This is a genomic window from Rhodococcus sp. Q1 (genome assembly GCF_004153645.1).
GTDB lineage: Bacteria > Actinomycetota > Actinomycetes > Mycobacteriales > Mycobacteriaceae > Rhodococcus > Rhodococcus gordoniae.
In genome coordinates, this window is the sequence record NZ_SDMJ01000005.1 from 373,851 (window position 1) to 398,496 (window position 24,646).

Annotated in this window: 24 protein-coding genes; 8 read left to right on the plus strand and 16 right to left on the minus strand. The window is 68.3% G+C overall.

The features are described 5' to 3' along the window. Positions 1 to 3: 3 nt before the first annotated feature. From pyrE to clpB, 6 genes are all read right to left on the minus strand, one after another. Positions 4 to 543, minus strand: a complete 540-nt coding sequence (pyrE, locus tag EQ874_RS17480) for an orotate phosphoribosyltransferase (protein WP_016935249.1) — start codon at positions 541 to 543, stop codon at positions 4 to 6. Positions 544 to 629: 86 nt separating this feature from the next. Beyond that, positions 630 to 1,202: a LemA family protein gene (locus EQ874_RS17485; RefSeq protein WP_064062736.1), complete on the minus strand. Its 573-nt coding sequence runs from the start codon at positions 1,200 to 1,202 to the stop codon at positions 630 to 632. 158 nt (positions 1,203 to 1,360) lie between these two features. Further along, entirely contained in the window at positions 1,361 to 2,143 is a 783-nt protein-coding gene (locus EQ874_RS17490) for an SDR family oxidoreductase (RefSeq protein WP_064062795.1), read from the minus strand. A 40-nt stretch (positions 2,144 to 2,183) separates the two neighbouring features. Then, complete coding sequence (locus EQ874_RS17495) at positions 2,184 to 2,843, minus strand: hypothetical protein (RefSeq protein WP_026003530.1); 660 nt, start codon at positions 2,841 to 2,843, stop codon at positions 2,184 to 2,186. 29 nt (positions 2,844 to 2,872) lie between these two features. Beyond that, complete coding sequence (locus EQ874_RS17500; RefSeq protein ID WP_129977566.1) at positions 2,873 to 3,724, minus strand: hypothetical protein; 852 nt, start codon at positions 3,722 to 3,724, stop codon at positions 2,873 to 2,875. Positions 3,725 to 3,792: 68 nt separating this feature from the next. Beyond that, a complete protein-coding gene (gene clpB / locus EQ874_RS17505) occupies positions 3,793 to 6,348 on the minus strand; it encodes an ATP-dependent chaperone ClpB (RefSeq protein ID WP_129977567.1) in 2,556 nt (851 codons plus the stop codon). Positions 6,349 to 6,616: 268 nt separating this feature from the next. Here clpB and EQ874_RS17510 point away from each other — a divergent pair, with 268 nt between their 5' ends. After that, the gene (locus EQ874_RS17510) at positions 6,617 to 7,777 is read left to right on the plus strand and encodes an FAD-binding oxidoreductase (RefSeq protein ID WP_016933128.1); all 1,161 of its coding nucleotides are present in this window, start codon (positions 6,617 to 6,619) and stop codon (positions 7,775 to 7,777) included. Positions 7,778 to 7,838: 61 nt separating this feature from the next. Here the strand turns inward: EQ874_RS17510 and EQ874_RS17515 are convergent, their stop codons facing one another. Both EQ874_RS17515 and EQ874_RS17520 read right to left on the minus strand, forming a co-directional pair. Then, positions 7,839 to 8,405, minus strand: a complete 567-nt coding sequence (locus tag EQ874_RS17515) for a hypothetical protein (RefSeq protein ID WP_016933127.1) — start codon at positions 8,403 to 8,405, stop codon at positions 7,839 to 7,841. Continuing rightward, the gene (locus EQ874_RS17520) at positions 8,399 to 8,980 is read right to left on the minus strand and encodes a hypothetical protein (protein ID WP_129977568.1); all 582 of its coding nucleotides are present in this window, start codon (positions 8,978 to 8,980) and stop codon (positions 8,399 to 8,401) included. Before EQ874_RS17520 ends, EQ874_RS17515 begins: the two co-directional genes overlap by 7 nt. A 45-nt stretch (positions 8,981 to 9,025) precedes the next feature. Between EQ874_RS17520 and EQ874_RS17525 the strand changes: the two genes are divergently transcribed. After that, positions 9,026 to 9,550 (plus strand): hypothetical protein, encoded by a 525-nt coding sequence (locus tag EQ874_RS17525; protein ID WP_242496793.1) that lies wholly within the window; start codon positions 9,026 to 9,028, stop codon positions 9,548 to 9,550. 94 nt (positions 9,551 to 9,644) lie between these two features. On the opposite strand, the gene EQ874_RS17530 is transcribed toward EQ874_RS17525, so the two are convergent. After that, on the minus strand, positions 9,645 to 11,198 hold the full coding sequence (locus EQ874_RS17530; RefSeq protein ID WP_064062741.1) for an AMP-binding protein: 1,554 nt from the start codon (positions 11,196 to 11,198) through the stop codon (positions 9,645 to 9,647). Positions 11,199 to 11,451: 253 nt separating this feature from the next. On the opposite strand from EQ874_RS17530, the gene EQ874_RS17535 reads away from it, so the two are divergent. Beyond that, positions 11,452 to 12,243, plus strand: a complete 792-nt coding sequence (locus EQ874_RS17535) for an FAD-binding oxidoreductase (RefSeq protein ID WP_064062742.1) — start codon at positions 11,452 to 11,454, stop codon at positions 12,241 to 12,243. Here EQ874_RS17535 and EQ874_RS17540 read toward each other — a convergent pair. Both EQ874_RS17540 and EQ874_RS17545 read right to left on the minus strand, forming a co-directional pair. Beyond that, positions 12,228 to 13,931: a 3-ketosteroid-delta-1-dehydrogenase gene (locus tag EQ874_RS17540; protein WP_165369270.1), complete on the minus strand. Its 1,704-nt coding sequence runs from the start codon at positions 13,929 to 13,931 to the stop codon at positions 12,228 to 12,230. The two genes, EQ874_RS17535 and EQ874_RS17540, sit on opposite strands and share 16 nt — an antisense overlap. 73 nt (positions 13,932 to 14,004) lie before the next feature. Next, positions 14,005 to 14,940: an alpha/beta hydrolase gene (locus EQ874_RS17545; RefSeq protein WP_129977569.1), complete on the minus strand. Its 936-nt coding sequence runs from the start codon at positions 14,938 to 14,940 to the stop codon at positions 14,005 to 14,007. A gap of 200 nt (positions 14,941 to 15,140) precedes the next feature. On the opposite strand from EQ874_RS17545, the gene EQ874_RS17550 reads away from it, so the two are divergent. The 5 genes from EQ874_RS17550 to EQ874_RS17570 all read left to right on the plus strand — a co-directional run bounded on the left by EQ874_RS17550 (position 15,141) and on the right by EQ874_RS17570 (position 18,688). Then, positions 15,141 to 16,013: an LLM class F420-dependent oxidoreductase gene (locus tag EQ874_RS17550; RefSeq protein WP_207213573.1), complete on the plus strand. Its 873-nt coding sequence runs from the start codon at positions 15,141 to 15,143 to the stop codon at positions 16,011 to 16,013. A gap of 102 nt (positions 16,014 to 16,115) precedes the next feature. Beyond that, complete coding sequence (locus EQ874_RS17555; RefSeq protein ID WP_016935722.1) at positions 16,116 to 16,505, plus strand: nuclear transport factor 2 family protein; 390 nt, start codon at positions 16,116 to 16,118, stop codon at positions 16,503 to 16,505. 80 nt (positions 16,506 to 16,585) lie between these two features. Further along, entirely contained in the window at positions 16,586 to 17,080 is a 495-nt protein-coding gene (locus EQ874_RS17560) for a flavin reductase family protein (protein ID WP_064062746.1), read from the plus strand. A gap of 82 nt (positions 17,081 to 17,162) precedes the next feature. Beyond that, on the plus strand, positions 17,163 to 18,152 hold the full coding sequence (locus EQ874_RS17565; RefSeq protein WP_064062747.1) for an LLM class flavin-dependent oxidoreductase: 990 nt from the start codon (positions 17,163 to 17,165) through the stop codon (positions 18,150 to 18,152). Between the two features lie 83 nt (positions 18,153 to 18,235). Continuing rightward, positions 18,236 to 18,688, plus strand: a complete 453-nt coding sequence (locus EQ874_RS17570; RefSeq protein ID WP_064062748.1) for a hypothetical protein — start codon at positions 18,236 to 18,238, stop codon at positions 18,686 to 18,688. Between the two features lie 57 nt (positions 18,689 to 18,745). Here EQ874_RS17570 and EQ874_RS17575 read toward each other — a convergent pair whose 3' ends face one another. From EQ874_RS17575 to dnaK, 5 genes are all read right to left on the minus strand, one after another. Then, positions 18,746 to 20,281 (minus strand): FAD-binding protein, encoded by a 1,536-nt coding sequence (locus EQ874_RS17575; RefSeq protein WP_129977570.1) that lies wholly within the window; start codon positions 20,279 to 20,281, stop codon positions 18,746 to 18,748. Positions 20,282 to 20,434: 153 nt separating this feature from the next. Continuing rightward, positions 20,435 to 20,839 carry a helix-turn-helix transcriptional regulator gene (locus EQ874_RS17580; protein WP_016933859.1) on the minus strand — a complete coding sequence of 135 codons (405 nt, stop codon included), beginning with the start codon at positions 20,837 to 20,839 and terminating at the stop codon, positions 20,435 to 20,437. Continuing rightward, on the minus strand, positions 20,839 to 22,026 hold the full coding sequence (gene dnaJ, locus EQ874_RS17585; protein ID WP_129977571.1) for a molecular chaperone DnaJ: 1,188 nt from the start codon (positions 22,024 to 22,026) through the stop codon (positions 20,839 to 20,841). The genes EQ874_RS17580 and dnaJ overlap by 1 nt, the downstream gene beginning before the upstream one ends. A gap of 32 nt (positions 22,027 to 22,058) precedes the next feature. Next, complete coding sequence (gene grpE / locus EQ874_RS17590; protein WP_016933861.1) at positions 22,059 to 22,691, minus strand: nucleotide exchange factor GrpE; 633 nt, start codon at positions 22,689 to 22,691, stop codon at positions 22,059 to 22,061. After that, positions 22,688 to 24,529: a molecular chaperone DnaK gene (gene dnaK / locus EQ874_RS17595; RefSeq protein ID WP_016933862.1), complete on the minus strand. Its 1,842-nt coding sequence runs from the start codon at positions 24,527 to 24,529 to the stop codon at positions 22,688 to 22,690. Before dnaK ends, grpE begins: the two co-directional genes overlap by 4 nt. Positions 24,530 to 24,646 lie beyond the last annotated feature (117 nt).

The following is a 24,646-nucleotide window of genomic DNA, read 5'->3' on the forward strand; positions in this document are numbered from 1 at the left end:
CGGCTACTCGTCGTCCAGACCCAGGTCGGCCAGGCCGAGCAGGGAGCGGTACTCGACGCCCTCCGCGGCGATGACCGCATCGGCGCCGGTCGCGCGGTCGACGACGGTCGCGACACCCACGACGATCGCGCCGGCCTCACGCAGCGCCTTGACGGCGGTGAGCGGCGAATTGCCGGTGGTGGTGGTGTCCTCGACGACGAGCACCCGCTTGCCGGTCACGTCCGGTCCCTCGATCTGCCGCTGCATGCCGTGGGCCTTGGCGGCCTTGCGGACGACGAAGGCGTCGATGGGGCGGCCGGCGGCGTGCATGACGGCGAGGGCGACCGGGTCGGCACCCATGGTGAGGCCGCCGACGGCGTCGAAATCCCAGTCGGAGACGAGTTCGCGCAGGAGCGTGCCGATGAGCGGTCCGGCCTTGTGATGGAGGGTCGCGCGGCGCAGGTCGACGTAGTAGTCGGCTTCCTTCCCGGACGACAGGGTCACGCGGCCGTGCACCACCGCCAGCTCGCGTACCAGTGCTGCCAGTTCGTCGCGGTCACTCATTGCGTTCTCACCCGTCGTTCGTGCGCGCGACGCCGGTGCGGTCGCGCTCGTGTCGGGGAACGAGCCTAGTCGCTGCGACCTGCCGGTCAGGCAGCGACGGTGCCGGATACCGGCTCGGGCTGCCGGACCTCGGTCCCGGTCGCCGCGGAGGTGTCGGTGGTGCGGCCCGGTGCGGGGACGGGCGCGGGCGCCTCGAACAGCGCGACGGGGCCGACGGCCGCGAGTTTCGCGAACAGCGAGGTGGGAAAGCGGCCGATCGCGGTGTCGAGCGCACTGCCGAGGTCGTTGTGCACGCGGACGGCTCCGGCGATGCGTTGCTCGCGGGTCTGCAGTTCCCGGGCGACCCGGATGAACGGCCAGTGGTTGACACCCTCGAGTCCACTGATGAGTTCGTGCAGCGTCGCGGACAGTGCGTTCTCGGCGCCGGCGCGTTCGGTCAGGCCCAGACGCCGGTCTCGCACGCCGATGGCCAGCGAGCGGGCGCCGACGATCGGCCGGATACGTTCGCGTTCGACGCCGGCTCCGGCCGACGCCGCGATGAGCGCGGGCACCAGATCGTAGCGGTCGTCGAGTTCGTGGAGGAGCAGACGAAGGCTCTCCCGGTGGCGTTGCTGCAACGTCCGTAGACGGCGCACGCCTGCGCGCAACCACAGCACCACCGCAACCACGACAGCAACACAGAGCACCACAGCCACAGACGTCACGCGCAGAAATGTACCCAGCGCACGAATCGCGCCGAATACCGCACCCGGCGTGTCCGGCGCTGTGTATCCGTACTGTGATCTGGGAACGCTCGCCGTCAGTTCGTCCGAGCCGATCAGGTGCGGCCGCGGCCGTTGCCGACGGTGTTGGTCAGCTTCCGCACGAGGTTCTGCGGCACCAGTCGTCCGGCCGTCGCGAGCACCTTGTACTGCAGCCCCGGGATGCTGCGGACCTTGCCCTTGTCGAGGTCGGCGAGCGAGGTACGCACCACCTGATCGACGTCGAGCCACATCGGCTTCGGGGTGGACGACATGTCGATCCCGGCGCGCTGGTGGAACTCGGTGCGCACGAAGCCGGGACACAGCGCCTGCACGCGCACGCCCGTGCCGGCGAGTCCACCGGCCAGCCCTTCGGTGAACGACACGACGTAGGCCTTGCTGCCCGAGTAGGTCGAGCCGCGGCCGGGGAGCAGACCTGCCACACTGGCGACGTTGACGATGTCGCCCTTGCCCGCCTCGATCATCGACGGCAGCGCGGCGCGGGTGAACGCGACGACCGAGGTGACGTTGACGTCGAGCTGCGCCTGCAGCAGGGCCGGATCGGCGGTCCAGAACTCACCGGTCGTACCGAAGCCGGCGTTGTTGACGAGCATGTCGACGCCGCGGCCGAGCCGCGCGACGACCTGGTCGCGGCCCTCGGCGGTCGCCAGATCGGCGACGATGATCTCCGACGACGCCCCGAACTTGTGCTTCAGTTCGGTGGCGAGTTCGTCGAGAGCGGGACGGGTACGGGCGACGAGTACGAGGTCGTAACCGCGACCGGCGAGGGTGCGGGCGAAACCCGCACCGATTCCCGAAGTAGGTCCGGTCACGAGCGCAACAGGTCGGGCGGAAGTCATGGCCGTCACACTAGTGACGCCGGCCCCTTCCGACCACCTGTCAACGATGCGCGGACGGACGTCCCGGATCCTGCGTGCCGCGATCGAGTTCGTCGGGTTCGACGAGAGGTGGCAGCACGTGGAGGATGCCGGAGAGCCGGGCCACCGTCTCGATGGCCGAGTCCCACTCGCGGCCGGTGCTGCCGACAGGGATCGATCCGAGGGTCCATTCGCCTTCGCTCCACAGCATCTGCACGTGGTCGGGGATGGATTCGGTGAACGCGACCATCCGCTGATCGCACACGCGGCGCGCGATCTCGAGGTCGGTGGCGAAGACGATGCGCGGCCCGATGGAGCCGAGCAGGTTCATGTCCGGGTCCTTCGGCGGCGGCGTCGACTTCAGCCGGAGGTCGATGTCGACGTCGGAGCCGACCTTGCGCCGGACCGCGACGATCGTCGCGGTCTCCTCGATGTCGAACAGGATGAATTCCTCGCCGCGGCGAACCCCGCGGACGATGTCGATCGCACCCAGATACTCCTGCTTGGCGAGCGCCGCGCGGTGCCAGGTGGACGGCAGGTGGTCCTCGGCGGAGGTGTACTTGTAGCCCTGCGCCTTGGCCCAGATCTCCCGGATGCGACCCGACTGCTCCCGCCGTGTCCGGTCGACGTAGAGCAGCGCGACCGCACCCAGCAGTGCGACCGCGGCCAGAGAGAACCACATGACAGTCATCGTCGAGTCAGCCTAGCGGGTCAGCGGCCCGAACCACCGAAGGATGGGAGGGACGCGCTGACGACGGTCTCGGCGGTCATCCGCCCCTGTTCGACGGCGCTGCCGGTCGCCACGGCGGTCGCTCCGACCTCGAGACTCCGGGCCGTGCTGCCGGTCAGGGTGATGATCTCGGTGTCGGGTGTGAGGACGACGGTGACGGTCGAACCGCCGATGACGCCGAGCGTGATGCTGCCGCCGTCGTTCGCGGTGATCGTACCCACGACCGCACCCGCATCACCCATGACCTCGCCGAGTCCGCCCGGGAGCCGGTCCAGGGGCAGTCCCGGTGTGGTCGGTTCGGCCGGCGGCGGAAGGGTCGTCGTGGGCGGGGGTGCGACGGTCGCCGGGGCGCGATCCGACGCGACCCGCGAGGTGGAGTCGTCGGGCCGGCTGAGCAGGAAGCCGATGGTGCCGCCGAGTGCGACGAGGACCACCGCGGCGAGCGCGAGCAGTCCCCGGCGCGGCCCGCGCGGCGGCTTCCCGGGATCCGCGCCGTGTACCGGGCCCGTGGGCGGCCGGTCCTGGGCGGGGAACACCTGGGTGGGCTGATGACCGTGCGGAGGCGGATAACCCTGCAGGGACGGAGAAGGCTGTTGCGACGGATGAGGCTGCGACGAGGGATAGGCCTGCGTGGGCTGGTACTCGCTCCCCGGTGCGCCCCACTGCTCGTAGCGGGTGTACGCCACCGTCGGGTTGGTCACCGGCCGCCCGTACGCCTCGGCCGGATCGTCGGTGTGCAGCACTCGGGTCGCGGCGTCGTCCGTCCCGTTCGACGACTCGTCGAGTGCGTAGGCCCGTTCTTGCGGGGTGCGCGGATCCTGGGGATTCGTCATAACGTCTTCCAGAGTAGGCCGTGCGCGGGCCCGGCAACCGGAGCTGCCGGGACCGCGCACGGATGCCGTCAGGCGCTGATCACGAGGTGATCGCCGTCCTCGCTCACGCCCACGTGAACGGTGTCGCCGTCCTTGATCTCACCGGCCAGCAGCTTCTTGGCGAGCTGGTCGCCGACCGACTGCTGGATGAGGCGGCGCAGCGGACGCGCACCGTACTGCGGGTCGTAACCGCGCACCGCCAGCCAGAACCGCGCGGTGCTCGAGACGTCCAGCGTCAGTCGTCGTGCCGACATGCGTGCGGCGAACTGATCGAGCTGGATGTCGACGATCTTCTCGAGCTGCTCCTCCGAGAGCGGGTCGAAGATCACGACGTCGTCGAGCCGGTTGATGAACTCCGGCTTGAACGCCGCCCGCACCGCCGCCATGATGTGCTCCCGATCGCCACCCGCGCCGAGGTTCGACGTGAGGATCAGGATGGTGTTGCGGAAGTCGACCGTGCGGCCCTGACCGTCGGTGAGGCGGCCGTCGTCGAGCACCTGCAGCAGCGTGTCGAAGACGTCGGGATGCGCCTTCTCGACCTCGTCGAACAGCACCACCGTGTACGGGCGGCGCCGCACGGCTTCGGTGAGCTGCCCGCCGGACTCGTAACCGACGTAGCCCGGAGGGGCACCGACGAGCCGGGCCACCGAGTGCTTCTCGCTGTACTCGGACATGTCGATGCGCACCATGGCGCGTTCGTCGTCGAACAGGAAGTCCGCGAGGGCCTTGGCCAGCTCCGTCTTGCCCACACCGGTCGGTCCGAGGAACAGGAACGAGCCGGTCGGACGGTTCGGGTCGGCGACACCGGCACGCGCACGGCGCACCGCGTCGGAGACTGCCTGCACCGCGACGTCCTGGCCGACGACCCGCCGACGCAGCTCGTCTTCCATCCGCAGCAGCTTCGCCGTCTCACCTTCGAGCATGCGACCGGCGGGGATGCCCGTCCATGCGGCGACGACATCGGCGACGTCGTCGGGCCCGACTTCCTCCTTGAGCATCACGTCGCCGTCGGCCGACGCACCGGTCACCTCGGCGGCAGCATCGAGCCTCTTCTGCAGTTCGGGGATGCGGCCGTAGCGGAGTTCGGCGACCTTGCCGAGATCACCGTCGCGTTCGGCGCGTTCCTCCTCACCGCGCAGAGTTTCGAGTTGTTCCTTGATCTCCCGGACGGAGTCGATCGCGGTCTTCTCGTTCTGCCAGCGCGTGGTGAGCTGGCTGAGCTTCTCGCGTTCGTCGGCGAGTTCGGAACGGAGCTTGTCGAGGCGGTCCTTCGATGCCTCGTCGGTCTCCTTCTCCAGCGCCATCTCCTCGATCTCGAGACGCCGGACGATGCGTTCGACGGTGTCGATCTCCTCGGGACGCGAGTCGATCTCCATGCGCAGACGCGACGCCGCCTCGTCGACGAGGTCGATGGCCTTGTCGGGCAGGAACCTCGACGTGATGTAGCGGTCGGACAGAGTGGCCGCGGCGACCAGCGCGGAGTCGGTGATCCGCACCCCGTGGTGCACCTCGTAGCGCTCCTTGAGTCCGCGCAGGATGCCGACGGTGTCCTCGACGCTCGGCTCCCCGACGAGGACCTGCTGGAAGCGACGCTCGAGGGCAGCGTCCTTCTCGATGTACTTGCGGTACTCGTCGAGAGTCGTGGCACCGACGAGCCGCAGCTCACCGCGAGCGAGCATCGGCTTGATCATGTTGCCGGCGTCCATCGCCGACTCGCCGGTCGCGCCGGCACCGACGATGGTGTGCAGCTCGTCGATGAACGTGATGATCTGCCCGGCGGATTCCTTGATCTCGTCGAGCACGGCCTTGAGCCGTTCCTCGAACTCGCCGCGGTACTTCGCGCCCGCGACCATCGAGCCGAGATCGAGGGAGATGACGGTCTTGCCACGCAGCGACTCGGGGACGTCGCCGGCGACCACGCGCTGCGCAAGGCCCTCGACGATCGCCGTCTTGCCGACGCCCGGTTCACCGATGAGAACCGGGTTGTTCTTGGTACGCCGCGACAGCACCTGCACGACGCGACGGATCTCGTTGTCGCGGCCGATGACCGGATCGAGCTTGCCTTCGCGCGCCCGCGCGGTCAGATCGGTGGAGTACTTTTCGAGCGCCTGGTAGCTGGCCTCGGGATCGGCGCTGGTCACGCGGCGGTTGCCCCGGACGGTGGTGAACGCGTCACGAAGGGCGGTCGGCGTCGCGCCGTGCCCGGCGAGGAGTTTCGCGACGTCCGAGTCGCCGCTCGCGAGACCGACGAGCACGTGCTCGGTGGAGACGAATTCGTCGGTGAGTTCGGTGGCGAGTTTCTGCGCCGTCGTCATGGCCGCGATCGCTTCACGGCCGAGTTGTGGTGTGGTGGTGGCTCCGCTGGTCTGCGGAAGACGGCGGACGAGGTCCTCGGCTTCCCTGCGGACCGCGGCGGGGTCGACGCCCACCGCTTCGAGCAGCGGGCCGGCGATGCCGTCGGCCTGGTCGAGCAGCGCCACGAGCAGGTGGGCCGGACGGATCTCCGGGTTGCCCGCAGCGGACGCCGACTGAAGTGCAGCGGTGAGTGCGGCCTGGGTCTTGGTCGTCGGATTGAACGAATCCACTGCGCGCCCCTTTCTTTCTCGGTGCACCCACGCGCCGCGAGTGCCCCATGTCGATTCTGCAGCCGATCCCCTCTCGTGGACAGGTCTCGGCGGTGTCGAACTGTCCAACCGATCATAAGTTGAGTTTGTTCCACTCAACTTTCCTGAGTTCAGTGACACTCGTCACAACCGGTTCGCGGGATGCGACGAACCTGGTGGTCAGTGGCCCGGTGGCCTCCGAACGACTACAGTGGCGGCGTTCGCGCAGCACCGATACAGGGAGGATGGCGTGGAGGCTTTCGCCATCGCCCGGGTTCAGCTCAGCTTCGCATCGATCATCGCCACCCCCACCGGGGCCGAACGCTTCGCGACGGCGTTCTACACGGCCATGTGGGCCGAGTCCACCGGCATCCGCGAACTGTTCCCCGCCGGGATGGAGAGCATGCGCCGCCGGTTCTCGACCGCGGTCGGCTGGGTCGTCGGACGTCTCCACGAACCCGACACCGTCGACAATTTCCTGGCACAGCTCGCCCGCGACCACCGCAAGTACGGCGTCGAACCCGTGCACTACCGCGTCGCCGGCAGCGCCCTGCTCGTCGCCATCCGCGAATGCACCCCCCTGATCCTGTGGACCGCGGCGCTCGAACGGACGTGGGCCGAGGTGATCGACCGGCTCGTCGAGACCATGGCGACCGCCGCCGCCACCGACGACCTGCCCGCCTCGTGGGGCGCCACCGTCGTCGGCCACGAACGCGTACTCCCCGACCTGGCGATCATCCGCCTCGAGACCGACGGCCCCATTCCCTATCACGCCGGGCAGTACATGAGCGTGCAGATCCCGCAGCGTCCGCACATGTGGCGGTACCTGTCCGCGGCCATTCCACCGAACCCGCACGGGCAGATCGAATTCCATGTGCGACGGGTCTCCACCGGATGGGTGAGCCCCGCGCTCGTCGGCGAGACCGCCGTGGGCGACCGGTGGACGATCGGCCCGCCGCTCGGCGGCCTGCACGTCGACCGCGAGAGCGGCCAGGACGTGCTGATGATCGCCTCCGGCACCGGTCTCGCACCCATGCGCGCGCAGATCATGGAGATGGCGATGCGCGGCGACAACCCGCGCGTCCATCTGTTCTACGGCGGCAAGTACCCGTGCGACCTGTACGACCTCGAGACCCTGTGGCAGATCGCCATGACCAACCCGTGGCTGACCATCGTGCCCGTGCTCGAGGAGAAGGAAAACCCTTGGTGGCACCCGGCTCCCGTGAAGGAACCCCCCACCGGACTCAACCGGCCGGTGTACGGGAAGCTCGGTAGGGTCGCCGGGCAGTTCGGTACGTGGGCCGATCGTCAGATCCAGATCGCCGGGTCGCCGTCGATGATCCGGACCACGCTGTACGCGTTGTCGGCGGCGGGCACCCCGCGTCAGAACATCAGCTTCGACCCGCTCTGATCCGCATGCGCAGTTTCCGTGCTGCGAGGATGTTCCGCACCGGGGACACCGGATTCGGCGGCTACATCCGCTGCGCCGCGACCGCCCGCGCGAATTCCGGATGCGCCTGCGACACGACGAGTTCCGAACCGTCCTCCGCCACCGACATTCCCAGGGTCGCCCGTTTCGGTTCGAGCACCCGCAGAGCGACGTAGATCGGCAGGAACGACAGGCCGAAGACGCTGAGCAGCGCCAGGCCGTAGATCTTCGGGGCGCCCTGCACGAGAGCGAACACCAGTGCGAGGAAGATGACACCGAGAACCGTGCATGTCGCGGCGGCAGCGATCTGCCAGCGCGTGCGGACGGCGACGCACCGGGCGCACACGGGCCAATCGACCGCGGCGACCTGCACGGCGTAGGCGGCTTCGAGTGCCGAGCCGATCCGGCTCGACCCCCCGCGGGGCTCCGACGCATCGGCCGCGACCGTCACCCGGACACGACCGGTCTCGGGTTCGCCGTGCCGCGGGCAGATCGGCGGAATGGGATCGACCGGTCGTATCGAACCGTCTCCGAGCGTGTTCGTCGCCCCGGAACCCGGATACTCGACCGCCAACCGCACCTCGACCCGCTGGGCGTCCCCGTTCACCATGCGAGGGAGTATGTCAGCACGCCCCCGGCAGTGAAAGACCGCCCGCGACGATCAGTACTCATACGGTTGCGCGGAGGCAGGAAGGCCCCCGCACGTCCGTCCTCGACAGCGCGCACGAAGTTCGGATGGGCGTCGGCGACGACCAGCACGGAGACGTCGACCGGGGCTTCGAGTCCCAGCCGGCCCTGACGGATGTACCGGACTCCGAGTCCGAGAGCGGGAGACCACAGGCCCCCGAAGAACGCCATCGTGAACAGCGCCATGTTCTCGCGCGCTGCACCGACCGCGCCGAGGATCACCACGGCGAGCAGGAGCAGCGCCGCGATCGGTGAGGAAGACGTCCACTCCCCCTTCCGGCTCGGCTTCGCTTCGTCGCGGCGCTTCGGTTCCAGACGTACTTGCGCGCGAGCGCCTTTCGTGATCCCCCCCGAATCCCATGGACGAAAAGTGTAACGGGCGGTCGCGACACCCGCGTCGTTGCTCGGCACCCTCGCGGTGCCGGTGCCCGGGAAGATACGCCCCACGACGAGCGCCTGCAGCAGCGGAACAGAGAAGCGTGATGTAACGCGGATCACACTTTGTGCGATGCCCCATCATCAGCCACACACAGAGGAACGGACATGAGCAGGATTCACGTGTGGCTCGCGATGGTCGTCGCCATCGCGGGGATCGGACTGATCGGCCCGACCGCGTCCGCCGCAACGCCCTATTGCGGCATCACCTGGGGTTCGCTCGACACATCGAACCCGACGATGGTCACCTCACCGTTCACCGCCGTGCGATCGGGACGGCACGAGTGTTTCGACCGGATCGTCGTCGACCTCGCCGGACCGGCCGCGGGCTACCGCGTCGGCTACGTCCCCACCGTCTACGAGGACGGTTCCGGATTCGAGGTGCCGCTGCGCGGTGGCGCCTATCTCCAGGTGGTGATCCTCGCTCCCGCCTACTACGTGCCGGCCGACCGACGCGAAGTGGTCGATGTCGCCGGCTACCGAACCCTGCGGCAGGTGGCATGGGCCAACAGTTTCGAAGGACAGACCACTCTCGGAGTCGGCGTGCGCGCCCGGCTGCCGTTCCGGGTGTTCACCCTCGACGGCCCCGGCAGCGGTTCACGGGTGGTGCTGGACGTCGCGCACCAGTGGTGAGACAGAGAACAAGGGTGGCAGCAACTCTCGGCGGCCGCGGGCGGCCGCCGAGACCTGTTGCAGGAAACCGGACTGCACAGCGCAGTGGAGACGGTCAGCGGTAGGACGCCCGCAGCGTCTTCTTGTCGAGCTTGCCCAGTGGTGTCAGCGGCAGCGAGTCGAGGAAGTCGACCGACTTGGGTGCGTGCACCGAACCCTTTGCCGCGCGCACCTTCTCGATCAGTTCCTCGGCCGGTACCGACTGCCCCTCGCGCAACACGACGCACGCTTTGACGGCCTCGCCCCACTTGGCGTCGGGCACACCGACGACGGCCACGGACGCGACCGCCGGGTGCGACGAGATGGCGTCCTCGATCTCGCGGGGGAAGACGTTGAACCCGCCGGTGACGATCATGTCCTTCTTGCGATCGACGATCGTCATGAAGCCGTTCTTGTCGGCGCGCGCGACGTCGCCGGTGTGCAGCCATCCGCCTCGCAGCGCGTCGGCGGTCTCTTCCGGCTTGTTCAGATAGCCCTTCATCACCAGCGGACCGCGCACGCAGATCTCGCCGAGTTCGCCCTGCGGCACCTCGTTCAGGTCGTCGTCGAGCAGACGGACGTCGAGCCACGGCACGGGCCGGCCGCACGACGCGAGGCGCCCCGGATCGTCGGCCAGGTGCTCTTCCTTGCGCAGTACCGAGATCGTCATGCCGCATTCGGACTGGCCGTAGAACTGGAAGAAGACAGGACCGAGCCGCTCGATCCCCTCGCGCAGGCGGGACGGCGACATGGCCGAGGCGCCGTAGAACAGGGTCTCGAGGCTCGACAGGTCGCGGCTGTCGACATCCGGGTGGTCGAGCAGCATGTAGATCATCGTCGGCACGAGCATGGTCGCGTTGATGCGGTGCTTCTCGATCGTTTCGAGCACGAGCGCGGGGTCGAAGTGGGGCAGCACGTAGAGGCATCCACCGCGCAGGAGTGTGGGGACGAAGAACGCCGCACCGGCGTGCGAGAGTGGGGTGCACACGAGGAAGCGGGGCTGCTCGGGCCACTGCCACTCGGACATCTGGATCTGGTTGAGGGCCGCGCCCGAACGGAACGAGCCCATCACGCCCTTCGGCTTCCCGGTGGTGCCGCCGGTGTAGACGATGGACGAGGTGTCCTCGATGTCGACGGGCGCGGACACGAGCCGCTGCTCGGTGAACTGCTCCGACAGGGCGAGAATGTCGGTTCCGACCGAGGACGGGCCGAGAGAGAACAAGTTCTTCAGGGTCGGCACCTGCTCGCGCAGCTCGGCGGCGCGCTCCTCGAAGTGGCCGGGGTCGAAGATCAGGGTCTCGATCCCCGCGTCGGTCGAGATGTACAGGTGGTCGGAGAGCGACCCCATGGGGTTCAGCGCGGTGTTGCGGCAGCCGGCGACCATCGTGGCGCCCATCGAGATGAGCACCTCGGGCCGGTTCTTGGACAGCATCGCCACGGCCGATCCCTGCCCGACCTCCACCGATGCGAGCGCCTGCTGGAACCGGCTGATGGCGGCGCGCATCTCGGCTCCGGTGAGGACGACGTCACCGAGGTGCAGGGCGGGGCGGTCGGCGCTGCGATCGAGCGCGGTGATGAGGAGATCGGGCGTGAATGCGGGACGGTAGAGGTCGGCGTACTCCTCGGGCATGGTCGTCCTTCCGGTGTGCTGTGACGGTCCGTTGTGTGACGTCACCGGTCGGCGTTCCGCGTTGTGGTGACCATCACCTGCCGATGGTCACGATAACCGCTCCGAGCCTAAAACTGAAACACGTTCCACCCTGCCTTTTCGGTGATTTCTCGCCTAGAGTCTTGGGCACATCCGGCGACGACGCCCGATTCGGACGCTCACCTCGGCGACGACGCCGATTCGTTGCCACAGCACACCACCCGGGGGATCGCGCATGCAGTCGGCCACGTCGTCACCGAGCAAGACCGAGACGGCAGTCACCGCAACCGTCGTCGAACATCATCGTCTCCGGCACGACCTCGCCGTCGTCCGCCTCGAATGCGACGACGCCATCGTCGATTTCCGCCCCGGCCAGTACGTCGACGTCGCTGTGCCACAGCGCCCCACGCTGCCGCGTCGCCTCTCCCCCGCTCTGCCGCCCTCGTTGGACGGCAAACTCGAGTTCCACGTGCGCACGGTTCCGGGCGGCTGGGTGAGCGGGGCGATCGTCGCCGACACCCGACCGGGCGACGTATGGCAGATCGGCGCGGGCCGCGGCGGCGACCTCCACATCGACGACACCGGGCGCATCGTCATCATGGTGGCCGGCGGAACGGGCCTCGCGCCGCTGCGGTCGTTGATCCTCGACGCGGCGCGCCGGCCGGAACCGCCCCGCACCTTCCTGTTCACGGGCGCCCGCAACCCGTGCGACCTGTACGCCGCCGACATGCTCACCCTCCTGTCGGAGGCGCTGCCGTGGCTGACGGTGGTGCCGGTCGTGGAGACCCTCGAGATCCCCGACGTCCCCGACCCCTGGTTCGACCGCATCGCGCCGCGCATCGACGAGTTCGGACCCGACCCCGACGAACTGCTCGAGGGCAGTATCGACGAGGTCGTCACGTCCTACGGCGCGTTCGGCGACCACCAGGTGCTCGTGTGCGGGCCGGCAGCCATGGTGCGCACCACCGCTCAGCGACTGATCGAGACGGGCACCCCGGCCGAGAACATCCGCTACGACCCGTACTGAGCGGCGTCGCGGGCAGCGATGTACCCGAACACCAGGCCCTGTCCGATCGTGGCACCCGCGCCGGGATAGCTGTGCCCGAACGCGTTGGCTGCGGTGTTGCCGATCGCGTAGAGACCGGTGATCGGGCTGCCGTCCTCCCGGAGAACCCGCGCCCGCTCGTCGGCGCGCAGGCCACCGCAGGTACCGAGATCGCTCAAGGTCATCTTCACCGCGTAGAGCGGCCCGCGGGTCAGGGGACGCAGGTTCGGATTCGGCTGGACCGTGGGGTCGCCGTAGTAACGGTCGTAGGCGCTGCGTCCACGCCCGAACTCGGAATCCGTTCCGGCTGCGGCGTCGTCGTTGAACTTGCCGAAGGTCGCCGCGAAGGTCTCCACCGGCACCCCCATCGATGCGGCGAGCTCTTCGGCCGTGGATGCGCGGTGGGCGATGCCCGCCTTGTACCAGGCTTCCGGGAGCGGCTGACGCGGGAACACCCCGGCCGCGAAGACATAGCTGTTGCGGTACTTCTGGTCGAACACGATCCACATCGACTCGACCGGATCACCGGTACGTTCGCGTTCGAGCACCAGCTGTCCGAAGGACATGTAGTCCGACGACTCGTTCGCGAACCGTCGTCCGGTCTGATCGACGATGAAGGAACCGGGCAGGGAACGCTCGGCGAGCATGACCATCGGCGGCCTACCCGGGCGGGTCGGTGCAACGGCGGGGAACCACCATGCCTGATCCATGAGGTCGAGATCGGCGCCGACCTCCTGGGCCGCCTTGATCGCGTCGCCCGTGTTGGTCTCCGCGCCGAGGCTCTCGTGATCGAGCAGGTTCTCGGACTGGTACTTGCGCCGCATCGCCATGTCGTGATCGAAACCGCCCGCGGCGAGCACCACACCGCGACGCGCGGTCACGGTGACCTCCCGCCCGTTCTGCGCCACGACCGCACCGGTCACCCGGTCACCCTCGGTGACCAGACGCACCAGCGAGGTCTCGGTCCACACCGGCACCCCCGCCTTCAGCACACCCGCGAACAGGCCCGCAGCGATGGCCTGTCCACCGGCGACGTATTCACGCTTGACGGCGAGTCCGGCGACGCCCTGTGCCAGCCGCTTGAAGATGCGCGGGAAACCCTTGTGCGGCACGCGCAGCATGAGGTTCATCCACTTGTAGTCGGCGCCCGTGGTGGGCATCGGCAGGCTCGCCTCCATGAGTCCCGGACGCAGTCGCGACCGTTCCTCTCCGAGCACCGACAGGTCGAACGGCCGGCACTCACAGCTGCGGCCCACCGCCGAACCACCCGGAAGTTCGGGGTGGTAATCGGAGTAGCCCTCGGCCCAGAACAGCTTCATGGGGGTGGCGCGACGGAGCATCTCGACCGTCTCGGTTCCGTAGTCGACGAACGCTTCGCCCCGCTCGACGGGGGCGGTACCGTCGACGACCGACCGAACGTAGGTGTGACCACGCTCGACGGTGTCTCCCGAGCCCGACTCCTTCAGCACGGGATTGGCCGGCACCCAGAAGGCACCACCGGAGCGGGCGGTGGAACCGCCGACATATTCGGATTTCTCGACGATGAGCGCCGACAGTCCCGCTTCGTGCGCGGCGATCGCGGCGGCCATACCTGTACCCGACCCGATCACGAGCAGGTCGACGGTGGTGTCCTGGGCGGGTACCACGGGCGGTACGGATGTCGGGGCCATCGACAGTCTCCTTCTCGTCGTTGTCTGCGGGACGCTAGGGCAGTTGCTCAGGACACGAGCCCGGTCGTCCCGGTCACCGGGAGATCCGCCCGTCGACCAGGGCACGCATCATCTTCCACACCTCCTGCCGCGCCGGTTCGGTGAGCGAGAGCGCAGGGAAGGTCAGGAATCCGTGGAACAGGCCGTCGAATCTGCGGTGCTGCACGGACACTTCGGCTGCAGCGAGGCGTGCGGCGTAGTCGTCGCCGGACGAGCACGGCGGATCGAGTTCGGCGGTGACGACGACCGCCGAGGGCAGTCCGGCGAGCGTTTCGGCGCGGGTCGGGATCAGGCGGGGATCGTCGGTGCCGTCCGGTGCGTACTGCTCCCAGTACCACCGCATCGCCGCCGCGGAGTTGTAGTAGCCGGTCCCGTACCTCCGGTACGACTCGGTGTCGAAGTCGTCGTCGATCACCGGATAGAACAATGCCTGACCGAGCACTGCCGGTCCGCCCTTGTCGCGCGCGGCGAGGGCGACGGTGGCGGCGAGGTTTCCACCGGCACTGTCGCCGGCGACCACTATGCGCGCCGGGTCTCCTCCGTACGACGCGATGGCTGCGGCCGCCCAGCCGAGCGCGGCGTACATGTCGTCGTGCGCGGCCGGCGCAGGATGTTCCGGGGCCAGCCGGTAGTCGACGGACACGACGACGGCCCCGACGCCGTCCGCCATCGACCGGCAGAACTCGTCGTGACTGTCGAGATCGCAGAAGACGAACCCACCTCCGTGCGCGAACACGACGACCGGGAGGGCGGTCCCGGGGGACTCCGGACGGTAGAGGCGCAACGCGAGGTCGCCTCCGGGCCCGTCGACGACGAGATCGTGCACCTCACGCATGGCGGGGAGGTTCCGGAGCGGACCGCGACGACTGCGGATGATCTCCCGGAGTTCCGTCGGCGGAATCGTCGTGACGTCCGGAAAACCCGTCTCCAGGGTCTTCAGCATGGACTCCACCTCGGGATGCAACGGCATGTCGGTCTCCTCCGCAGTCGATACGTGCGGGCCACGCTAGGTCCGTCCCGGGACGCACCGGAAGGCGATATCCCGTCCATCGGGTCGTGTATCGGCAAGCGGGACCGGACGTGCCCCACGTCCCGTCTCGGCGCACACTCCCTGTCGGACCGATCGACGAAGGAGAGCGTATGACCGACGGATCGAACCGCAGTTCGGCGGTGCGTATCGGAATCACCAGTCCGATCGTCACGCGGGTCCCCGGGGTCTCCGCCCGATGGGAAGCGGGCGCGGGTATCGAGGAACTGTCGCAGATCGCGGTCGCCGCCGATCGCGCGGGATTCCACCACCTCACCTGCAGCGAACATGTCGCCGTACCGGTGCCGGTGGCCGAGACGCGAGGTGGGACCTATTGGGATCCGCTGGCGACCCTCGGCTTCCTGGCGGCCCGCACCGATCGGATCCGGTTGGTCACCCAGGTTCTCGTCCTCGGCTACCACCATCCTCTGGAGATCGCCAAGCGCTACGGCACTCTCGACACGGTCAGCTCGGGACGGCTGACGCTGGGACTCGGCGTCGGTTCGCTCGAGGAGGAGTTCGCGTTGCTCGATGCGCCGTTCACCGATCGTGGCGCCCGTGCGGACGACGCCCTCGCGGCACTGCGCGCTTCCCTCTCGCAGCGCGAACCCTCCTATCGTGGAGAATATTTCGAGTACTCGGAGGTGGTCGTCGACCCCTGTGCCGTGCAACCGCGGGTGCCGATGTGGATCGGCGGCCGCACCCCGCGTTCCCTACGACGCGCGTGCGAGTTCGGGGACGGCTGGGTGCCCTTCGGTCTGGCCTTCGACGACATGAAGGCGATGCTCGCGAAGAGACAGCCGCCGCCCGGGTTCGAGATCGTGCTGTCGGTCGCCCGGCTCGACCCGCTCGGCGATCCCGATGCGACGCGGAGGCGACTCGACCGGGCGATCGCAGCGGGCGCGACGATCGTCGGCGCCGGTGTGGACGCCGGATCCGCCGACCACTACTGCGACCAGCTCTCCGCCCTCGCCGAACTGTTCGGCGAGGAATTCGGTGATCTCGACGAGCGGTGACCCCGACATCTCCCGCTGTCCGGGAGAACGTCGATGCCGTGTGCCGGTAGGTCGCTAGCGTCGGCGCGACACCTTTCGTCCCGCACCATCACAGGAGCGACCGTGACCGTTTCCGACGCCGACGCCCGTACGCAGCGCATCCGTGCCACCGTGCACGCCTATCTCGACGCCGTGGCCGCGGGGGTGGCGGCCGACATCGCCGCCCTGTATGCCGACGACGCCACCCTGGAGGATCCTGCCGGCAGCGAACCCCGCGTCGGCAAGGCAGCGATCGCCGAGTTCTACAAGGCTGTCGAAGCCACGGAGAACACCACAGAGCTGCTCACGCTCCGGATCAGCGGAGCGACCGCCGCCTTCCACTTCCGCGTGGTCACGACGGCGGGTGAACAGACCTACGAAGTGGAGCCCATCGACGTCATGACGTTCGACGACGAGGGACGAATCACCAGCATGCGAGCGGTCTGGGCGCCGAGCGACATGCGTGTTCGCTGACCGGTCGACGGGACACGGTTCGCGCACTGCGCCGTGGGTGACGGACACTGGAACGAACGCCGATCGATTGGAGTTTTTGGATGACAGCGGAACACGCGGTGCTCGATCCTCGACGGATCCGCGACGTGATGAGCAATTTCTGCACGGGCGTCACGGTGATCACCGCGCTCGACGGCGACGAGCCTCTCGGGTTCGCGTGCCAGTCGTTCGTGTCCGTATCACTGGATCCGCCGCTCATCTCGTTCTGCCCCGCCCGCACCTCGAAGACGTGGCCGAAGATCCGGGAGGTGGGCACCCTGGCCGTCAACGTCCTGTCCGAGAGCCAGCGCACCCTGTGCGGTGCGTTCGCGGTGAGCGGCGGCAACAAGTTCCGCGGGGTGCGCTGGGAACGAGGCGACAACGGCGCTCCGGCCATCGAGGGAGCCCTCGCGCGGGTCGAGGCGACGGTGGAGACCGAGTACGAGGCCGGCGACCACACGATCGTGCTGGCACGGGTCACCGGGCTGACGTCACTGCACACCAACGGCCCCCTGCTGTTCTTCCAGGGCACCTACGGCGGTTTCGACCGCGGATGACGGGAATAGACGGTCACCGGTAGAGGTTGCTCCGGGGGTGTGCCCGGCGGCCGATACCGGGCCCCGACGCGAAGGATCACCGGTGACCGTTCCCCTCTCCATCCTCGACCTCGCCCACATCGGCAAGGGTGAGACCGCCCGCGAGAGCTTCGACGCCAGCGTGAAGATGGCCCGGCTCGCCGAGCAGTGGGGCTACCGGCGCATCTGGTACGCCGAGCATCACAACATGCCGACGATCGCCTCGTCGGCGACGAGCGTGCTCATCGCGCACGTCGCCGCGCACACCTCGTCGATCCGTCTCGGCTCGGGCGGCATCATGCTGCCCAACCATTCGCCGCTGACCATCGCCGAACAGTTCGGCACCCTCGCCACGCTGCATCCGGGCCGCATCGATCTCGGTCTCGGGCGCGCGCCGGGCAGCGACCAGAAGACCATGCGGGCACTGCGACGCGACCCGACCTCGGCCGACAGCTTCCCGCAGGACGTCCTCGAACTGCAGGCGTATCTGAAGGGCGAGTCGCGGATACCGGGGGTCGACGCGATTCCCGGTAAGGGCACCGACGTTCCGCTGTACATCCTCGGATCGTCGCTGTTCGGGGCGAAACTCGCTGCGTTGCTGGGGCTTCCGTACGCATTCGCATCGCACTTCGCTCCGCAGGCGCTCGAGGACGCGGTGAAGCTGTACCGCCGCGAGTTCCAGCCCTCCCCCGAGCATCCGGAGCCCTACGTCATCGCCGGCGTCGGCGTCATCGCCGCCGACAGCACCGAGGAAGCGCTGTCGTTGTTCGAGGCGACCAAGCGCGCACGGGTCGTGCAGATGGTCGGACGCGGACGCACTTTCACCGACGAGGAGATCGACATGCTGCTCGACTCCCCCGCCGGGATGCAGGTGCTCGAGATGCTGCGGTACACGGCCGTGGGCACTCCCGGCCAGGTGCGCGACTACCTCGACCGCTTCACCGAACACGCGCAGGCCGACGAACTGATCGTCGTCTCCTCGGCCCCCGGGCGCGACGCCTGGCTGCGCTCGCTGGAGCTCGTCGCCGAGGTCAGCGACCTGGTCCCGGCCTGATCGACGAGGGCTTACGCGTCAGGCTACCGGCGGGTACACTTCGGCGACCGGTCAGAACCCGAGTCGTCAATCGCAGGAGCAGAATGAAGTACCGCACCCGCGCTGTCGCCGCCGCGGCTCTCACCGTCGCGGCAGCACTCACCGCGCCGGCCACCGCCGCAGCCGATTCGCCATCCCCCGACGGACCCACCATCTCGGTGACGATCCGCAACGACACCGACGCACCGATGGTGCTCACGTCGAAGGACAATCCCTACGGGAGGTGGGTGGACGAGCCGGCCACCGTGGTTCCGGCCCGGTCGACGGAGACGGTGTCGGCGAGCAGCACCGATCGCCGCGGATTCGGAATCCGGATCGGCTACACGATGCCCGGCGACGCGACGGTAGCGCTCATGGCCAACAACTACGGCACGGGCGTCGCGAACGGCGACGGTACCCACATCGAAGGAGTCAACCGGCACGGATTCGCGGTCGCGACGACCGTGGAGGACGGATATCCGTTCATGACAGCGAACTTCGCCGTCACCCGCCCCTGACACGGCACCGGGCCCGGAAGGATACCTGCGTATCCTTCCGGGCCCGGCGTATGTGCGTCAGCGCGCCGCCGCGTCCATCACGGACAGGTGCGCGAACAACGCGCTCGTGCCGATCGGATTGCCGCCGCCGGGGTAGACGGTGCCGCTGGGTGCGGCCATCGTGTTGCCCGCCGCGTACAGCCCGGGGATCGGTTCGCCGTTGCCGTCGAGCACGCGACCGACGGTGTCGGTCCGCAACCCGCCCTTGGTACCGAGGTCCGAGATGCCGAACTGCGCCGCGTGGAAGGGTCCCTGTTCGATCGGAACCAGCGCGGAACCGCCGCCGGTGAAGGCCAGATCGTACGGCTCGCCACCGCGATCGAAGTCCTCGTCGACGCCCTTCGCAGCCAGCTCGTTCCACCGCGCGACCGTGGCCTTCAGGGACTCGGCAGGCACACCGATCTGCTCGGCGAGCTCCTCGAGGGTGCCGGCGGTCTTCCACAGCCCCGCGTCGACGTACTTCTCGGTTTCGACGAGAGGCACATTCGTCGCCCCGACCGGCGGAACCGCCCCGCGCCGGTCGTCGTAGATCATCCAGAACGGCAGGGTCATCTCACCACGCTCCATGCGGGCGATGACGTCCCGGCCCAGTCGGTCGTAGGGGGCGTACTCGTTGGTGAACCGCTTGCCCTCCTGGTCGACGAAGATGCCGCCGGTGAAGCACAGCGCGAACGCCGAGCGTCCGTCCGGATGGGTCAGACCCGGCGACCACCAGGCCTCGCCCATCAGATCCACATCGGCGCCCACGGCGATACCCGCCTGGTGCGCCTTGCCGAGATTCGACCACGGACCCATGGAGTCCCGTGCAGCGCCCGGCACACCGTACTTGCTGCGCATCTCGTCGTTCTGATCGAAACCGCCGGCGGCGAGGACGACGCCCTTGCGCGCGCGGATCGTCCGCCGCTCACCGTTGTTCTCGACGACCGCGCCGACCACCACACCGTCCTCGACGATGAGTTCCTCGAGCGGGGTGTTCCGGTGCAGCTCCACATTCGGGTACTTGCGCATGGCGACGAGGAATCGGCCGACGAGAGCGCGACCACCGATGAGCACATCGGGCAGGGCCTCACCGTTGCGTTCGCGGCCGAGGGGGCCGCGGACCGACTCGTTGAGCTCGGGGTCGTCGGCGACCGGCAGGGGCGACGGGATGATGTGACGGCCCTGCGCGCGGGCCTTCGGGGCCTTGCCGAAATAGTCGGGCCACGGGTAGACCATGAATTCGAGGTCGTCGTCGGATTCCAGGTAGTCGACGAGGGGGGCGCCGCCGCGGACGTAGGCCTCCTGCAGCTCGCGCGGGGTGCGGTCGCCGACGACCGCGTGGTAGTAGGTCAGCGCGTCCTCGATGGTGTCGTCGTCACCGGCACGCTGCAAGACCGCGTTGGTGGGAAACCAGACACCCCCACCACCGGAATACGCCGTGGTACCGCCGAAGTACTCGGACGCCTCGACGAGGATCACCGAAAGTCCTTCACGTGCAGCGGTGTACGCACCGCAACACCCTCCGGCTCCCGACCCCACCACGAGGACGTCGCATTCTTCCGCCCACTCCGTCATGACTGCTGCCTTCCGTCGACCGTTCGTGTGGAACACGCCACACTAGGCAGACAGCGAAGAGTCGCGACACGATCATCTCGCTGTGCGGGAGAAAAACGTGCGGTCGGTCCCGCTCGACCGCGGTGCGGTCGGTCCCGCTCGACCGCGGTGCGGTCAGTCCCGCCGATTGCGCGGCTTCCAGACCACGAGGGCATTGCTGCGCGCCACCGGCACCAGATCGCCGCGCGTCGAACGCAACTGCACGACCTCTGCGTTGAGTTCCGCGACGCGATGCTGCAGCGCCTCGACCTGGTTGGTCAATTCGATGATCCGCTTGATCCCGGCGAGGTTGACGCCTTCGTCCTGGGAGAGTCGCTGCACCTCGCGCAGCAGTTCGACGTCGCGCGGCGAATACCGGCGGCCGCCACCGCTGGTGCGGTGCGGGGTGACGAGTCCGAGTCGGTCGTAATTACGCAGCGTCTGCGCATGCATCCCGGCGAGTTCTGCTGCCACCGAGATGACGTAGACGCGCGCATCGGGGTCCGGTGACAGATCCCGCGGCATTCTCGTCTCGCTCATCACGCACCTGCCCATCCCTCTCGAGGATCGAAACCGCCTGCCTCTTCTGCACGAAGATAGTTGTGAAGTGCTTCCGTCGCCTTCTCGTCGAGATTCTGCGGGATCGCGACCTTCACGGTCACGAGCAGATCTCCGGCGCCGCCACCGCGCTTGGGAACACCGCGGCCACGCACTCGCAGCACCCGGCCGTCGGCCGTTCCCGCGGGAATCTTCAGTCCGACCCGGCCGTCGAGCGTCGGCACCGACACGGTCGCGCCCAGGACGAGTTCGCCGTAGCTGACGGGGAGCACGAGGGTGAGATCGTCGCCCTCACGGCCGAACACGCGGTCGGGTCGCACGTGCACCGTCACGAACAGGTCGCCCGACGGGGCACCGCGCAGACCGGCCTCGCCCTGGCCGGCGAGACGGATACGGGAGCCGTCCTTGATACCGGCGGGCACACGCACGGTGATGGTGCGGGTGCGGTTCTGGACACCGGTGCCGCGGCAGTCGGTGCAGGGATTGTCGATGATCGATCCGCTGCCCCGGCAGTCGTCACAGGGCTCGGAGAAACCGAACGCACCCTGGTTGCGGGAGACCACACCGCTTCCGTTGCAGTTCGGGCACACCCGCGGACTCGTTCCCGGCTGGGCACCGCTGCCGTGGCAGGTGGTGCACGGCGCCGGGCTGGTCATCCGCAGGGGAATCGTGACGCCCTGAACGGCGTCGCGGAAGTCGAGCGTCGTCTCGGTCTCGACATCGGACCCGCGGCGCGGACGCGAACGGCCGGCGGTGGGCGTGGTGCCGCCACCGGCGCGGTTGAACAGCCCGCCGAACAGGTCGCCGAGCCCGCCGTCGCCGCCGCTACCACCACCGCCGAACAGGTCGCCGATGTCGAAGGTCGCCCCGGTGCCACCGGAGAATCCGCCGGTGCCGGCACGGAAGCCACCGCCGCCGGGGAAACCGCCGGAGGCGAACATGCGCCGGGTCTCGTCGTATTCCTTGCGCTTGGCGGGATCCGACAGGACGGCGTTGGCCTCGCTGACGGCCTTGAAGCGCTCTTCGGCCTGCGCGTCACCGTGGTTGGCGTCGGGATGCAGATCCCGTGCCAGTTTCCGGTAGGCCTTCTTGATCTCGTCCTGCGTCGCGTCGGGGGAGACGCCCAGGTCCTTGTAGAAGTCCTTCTCGATCCACTCCCGCTGGCTCACCGGGCGTCTCCTCCTCTCGCGTTTTCTTGTTCTTACTCTGTGCCGGACTCACCCGACGGCGTATCCACCGGATCGCCGTCGGTCACCGTCACCATCGCGTGCCGCAGAATGCGGTCGCCGAAGCGGTAGCCCTTGCGGAGCACCGCCCCGAGCACCGGATGGTTGCCGTCGCCTTCCATCTGGACGGCCTCGTGCAGTTCGGGATCGAAGGCATCGCCCTCGACACCGAATGCGGCCAGTCCGAGGGAGTCGAACACGCCGGTGAGCTTGTCCGACAATGCTTTCAACGGACCCGACTCGAGGTCGCCGTGCGCGCGGGCACGGTCGAGGTCGTCGAGGACGTCGAGGAACTTCGCCGCGACGGATGCCTTGGCCTCCTCCGCGGACGCCGCGCGCTGCGCTTCGGCGCGGCGACGGTAGTTCGCGAACTCCGCGCTCACCCGCTGCAGGTCGGCGGTGCGTTCGGCGAGTTCCTTCGCCTCCTGCGACTGCCCCTCGGTCTGCCCGGCCTTCTCGGCCTCACCCTCCGCAGGAACCGATTCGATCACCTCCCCCTCCTCGGCGCGCGGCTCGTCGGCCGGGTCGCGCACCTCGAAGGTCTCGGGGTCGATCCGTCGCTTGTCGGTGACGGTCACCGGTTCCTGCTCGGGCTTGTCGGCACTCACTTCTTCTCCGAATCGTTGGGCTCGTCGACGACCTCGGCGTCGACGACGTCGTCGGCACCTGCGGCCGCGCCGTCACCGGCAGCGGCACCGTCGGCGCCCTGCGCCTCGTAGATGGCCTGGCCGAGTGCCTGCGACTCGGTCGCGAGCTTCTCGACGGCGGCCTTGACCGCGTTGATGTCCGAGCCGGAGAGAGCGTCGTTGGCCTCCTTGACGGCAGCCTCGACCTTCTCCTTGACGTCGGCCGGCACCTTGTCCTCGTTCTCCTTGATGAACTTCTCGGTCTGGTGCACGAGCGACTCGGCCTGGTTGCGGACCTCGGCCTCCTCGCGACGCTTGCGGTCCTCCTCGGCGTGGGCCTCGGCATCCTTGACCATCCGGTCGATCTCCTCCTGGGACAGGCCGGAGCCTTCCTGGATCTTGATCGTGTTCTCCTTGCCGGTGCCCTTGTCGCGGGCGGTGACGTGGACGATGCCGTTGGCGTCGATGTCGAAGGTCACCTCGATCTGCGGGACACCGCGCGGAGCCGGTGCGATGCCGCCGAGCTCGAAGGAGCCGAGCAGCTTGTTGTGCGCCGCGATCTCACGCTCACCCTGGAAGACCTGAATCTGCACGGACGGCTGGTTGTCGTCGGCCGTGGTGAAGGTCTCCGACCGCTTGGTGGGGATCGTGGTGTTGCGCTCGATGAGCTTGGTCATCACGCCGCCCTTGGTCTCGATACCGAGCGACAGCGGGGTGACGTCGAGCAGGAGCACGTCCTTGACCTCGCCCTTGAGGACGCCGGCCTGCAGGGCAGCACCCACGGCGACGACCTCGTCGGGGTTCACACCCTTGTTGGGCTCGCGGCCACCGGTGAGCTCGCGCACCAGGTCGGTGACAGCGGGCATACGGGTCGAGCCGCCCACGAGGACGACGTGGTCGATATCGCCGACGGAGATGCCGGCATCCTTGACGACCTGCTGGAACGGAGCGCGGGTGCGCTCGAGGAGGTCGCCGGTGATCTTCTGGAACTCCGAGCGGGACAGCTGCTCGTCGAGGAAGAGCGGGTTCTTGTCGGCGTCCACGGTGATGTACGGCAGGTTGATCGAGGTCGACTGCGAGGACGACAGCTCGATCTTCGCCTTCTCCGCAGCCTCACGCAGACGCTGCAGGGCCATCTTGTCCTTGGTCAGGTCGACGCCGTGCTGCGCCTTGAACTTGTCGACGAGCCAGTTGACGATGCGCTCGTCCCAGTCGTCGCCGCCGAGATGGTTGTCGCCGGAGGTCGCGCGGACCTCGACGACGCCGTCGCCGATCTCGAGGAGGGACACGTCGAAGGTGCCGCCACCGAGGTCGAAGACCAGGATGGTCTGTTCCTTCTCACCCTTGTCGAGGCCGTAGGCGAGCGCGGCCGCGGTGGGCTCGTTGACGATGCGCAGGACGTTGAGGCCGGCGATGGTGCCGGCTTCCTTCGTCGCCTGACGCTGTGCGTCGTTGAAGTACGCCGGGACGGTGATGACCGCGTCGGTGATGTCTTCACCGAGGTACGCCTCGGCGTCGCGCTTGAGCTTCATCAGCGTGCGGGCGCTGATCTCCTGCGGCGTGTACTTCTTGTCGTCGATGGCCACGGTCCAGTCGGAGCCGATGTGGCGCTTGACCGAACGGATGGTGCGGTCGACGTTGGTGACCGCCTGGTTCTTGGCGGGCTGCCCCACCAGAACCTCACCGTTCTTCGCGAATGCGACGACGGACGGGGTGGTACGGGACCCCTCTGCGTTGGCGACCACCACGGGCTCGCCGCCTTCCAGAACGGAAACGACCGAGTTGGTGGTTCCGAGGTCGATGCCGACCGCACGAGCCATAATTTTCCTCCAATGTTCCTGCCGCGGCGCGTGTGCACCGCGAAAACGTTCCATGCCGACCTGAGCCTGTTCGACTCAGGTGAGCGCGGTCGACTCAAGCCTGCACCGGAGCGACTC

Coding starts and splice junctions, on each gene's coding strand:
- pyrE (WP_016935249.1), bottom strand. CDS start 543: ATGAGTGACCGCGACGAACTGGCAGCACTGGTACGCGAGCTGGCGGTG.
- EQ874_RS17490 (WP_064062795.1), bottom strand. CDS start 2,143: ATGACTTCCGCCCGACCTGTTGCGCTCGTGACCGGACCTACTTCGGGA.
- EQ874_RS17495 (WP_026003530.1), bottom strand. CDS start 2,843: ATGTGGTTCTCTCTGGCCGCGGTCGCACTGCTGGGTGCGGTCGCGCTG.
- EQ874_RS17500 (WP_129977566.1), bottom strand. CDS start 3,724: ATGACGAATCCCCAGGATCCGCGCACCCCGCAAGAACGGGCCTACGCA.
- EQ874_RS17515 (WP_016933127.1), bottom strand. CDS start 8,405: ATGGTGAACGGGGACGCCCAGCGGGTCGAGGTGCGGTTGGCGGTCGAG.
- EQ874_RS17525 (WP_242496793.1), top strand. CDS start 9,026: ATGAGCAGGATTCACGTGTGGCTCGCGATGGTCGTCGCCATCGCGGGG.
- EQ874_RS17530 (WP_064062741.1), bottom strand. CDS start 11,198: ATGCCCGAGGAGTACGCCGACCTCTACCGTCCCGCATTCACGCCCGAT.
- EQ874_RS17535 (WP_064062742.1), top strand. CDS start 11,452: ATGCAGTCGGCCACGTCGTCACCGAGCAAGACCGAGACGGCAGTCACC.
- EQ874_RS17540 (WP_165369270.1), bottom strand. CDS start 13,931: ATGGCCCCGACATCCGTACCGCCCGTGGTACCCGCCCAGGACACCACC.
- EQ874_RS17545 (WP_129977569.1), bottom strand. CDS start 14,940: ATGCCGTTGCATCCCGAGGTGGAGTCCATGCTGAAGACCCTGGAGACG.
- EQ874_RS17560 (WP_064062746.1), top strand. CDS start 16,586: ATGACAGCGGAACACGCGGTGCTCGATCCTCGACGGATCCGCGACGTG.
- EQ874_RS17570 (WP_064062748.1), top strand. CDS start 18,236: ATGAAGTACCGCACCCGCGCTGTCGCCGCCGCGGCTCTCACCGTCGCG.
- EQ874_RS17575 (WP_129977570.1), bottom strand. CDS start 20,281: ATGACGGAGTGGGCGGAAGAATGCGACGTCCTCGTGGTGGGGTCGGGA.
- EQ874_RS17580 (WP_016933859.1), bottom strand. CDS start 20,839: ATGAGCGAGACGAGAATGCCGCGGGATCTGTCACCGGACCCCGATGCG.
- dnaK (WP_016933862.1), bottom strand. CDS start 24,529: ATGGCTCGTGCGGTCGGCATCGACCTCGGAACCACCAACTCGGTCGTT.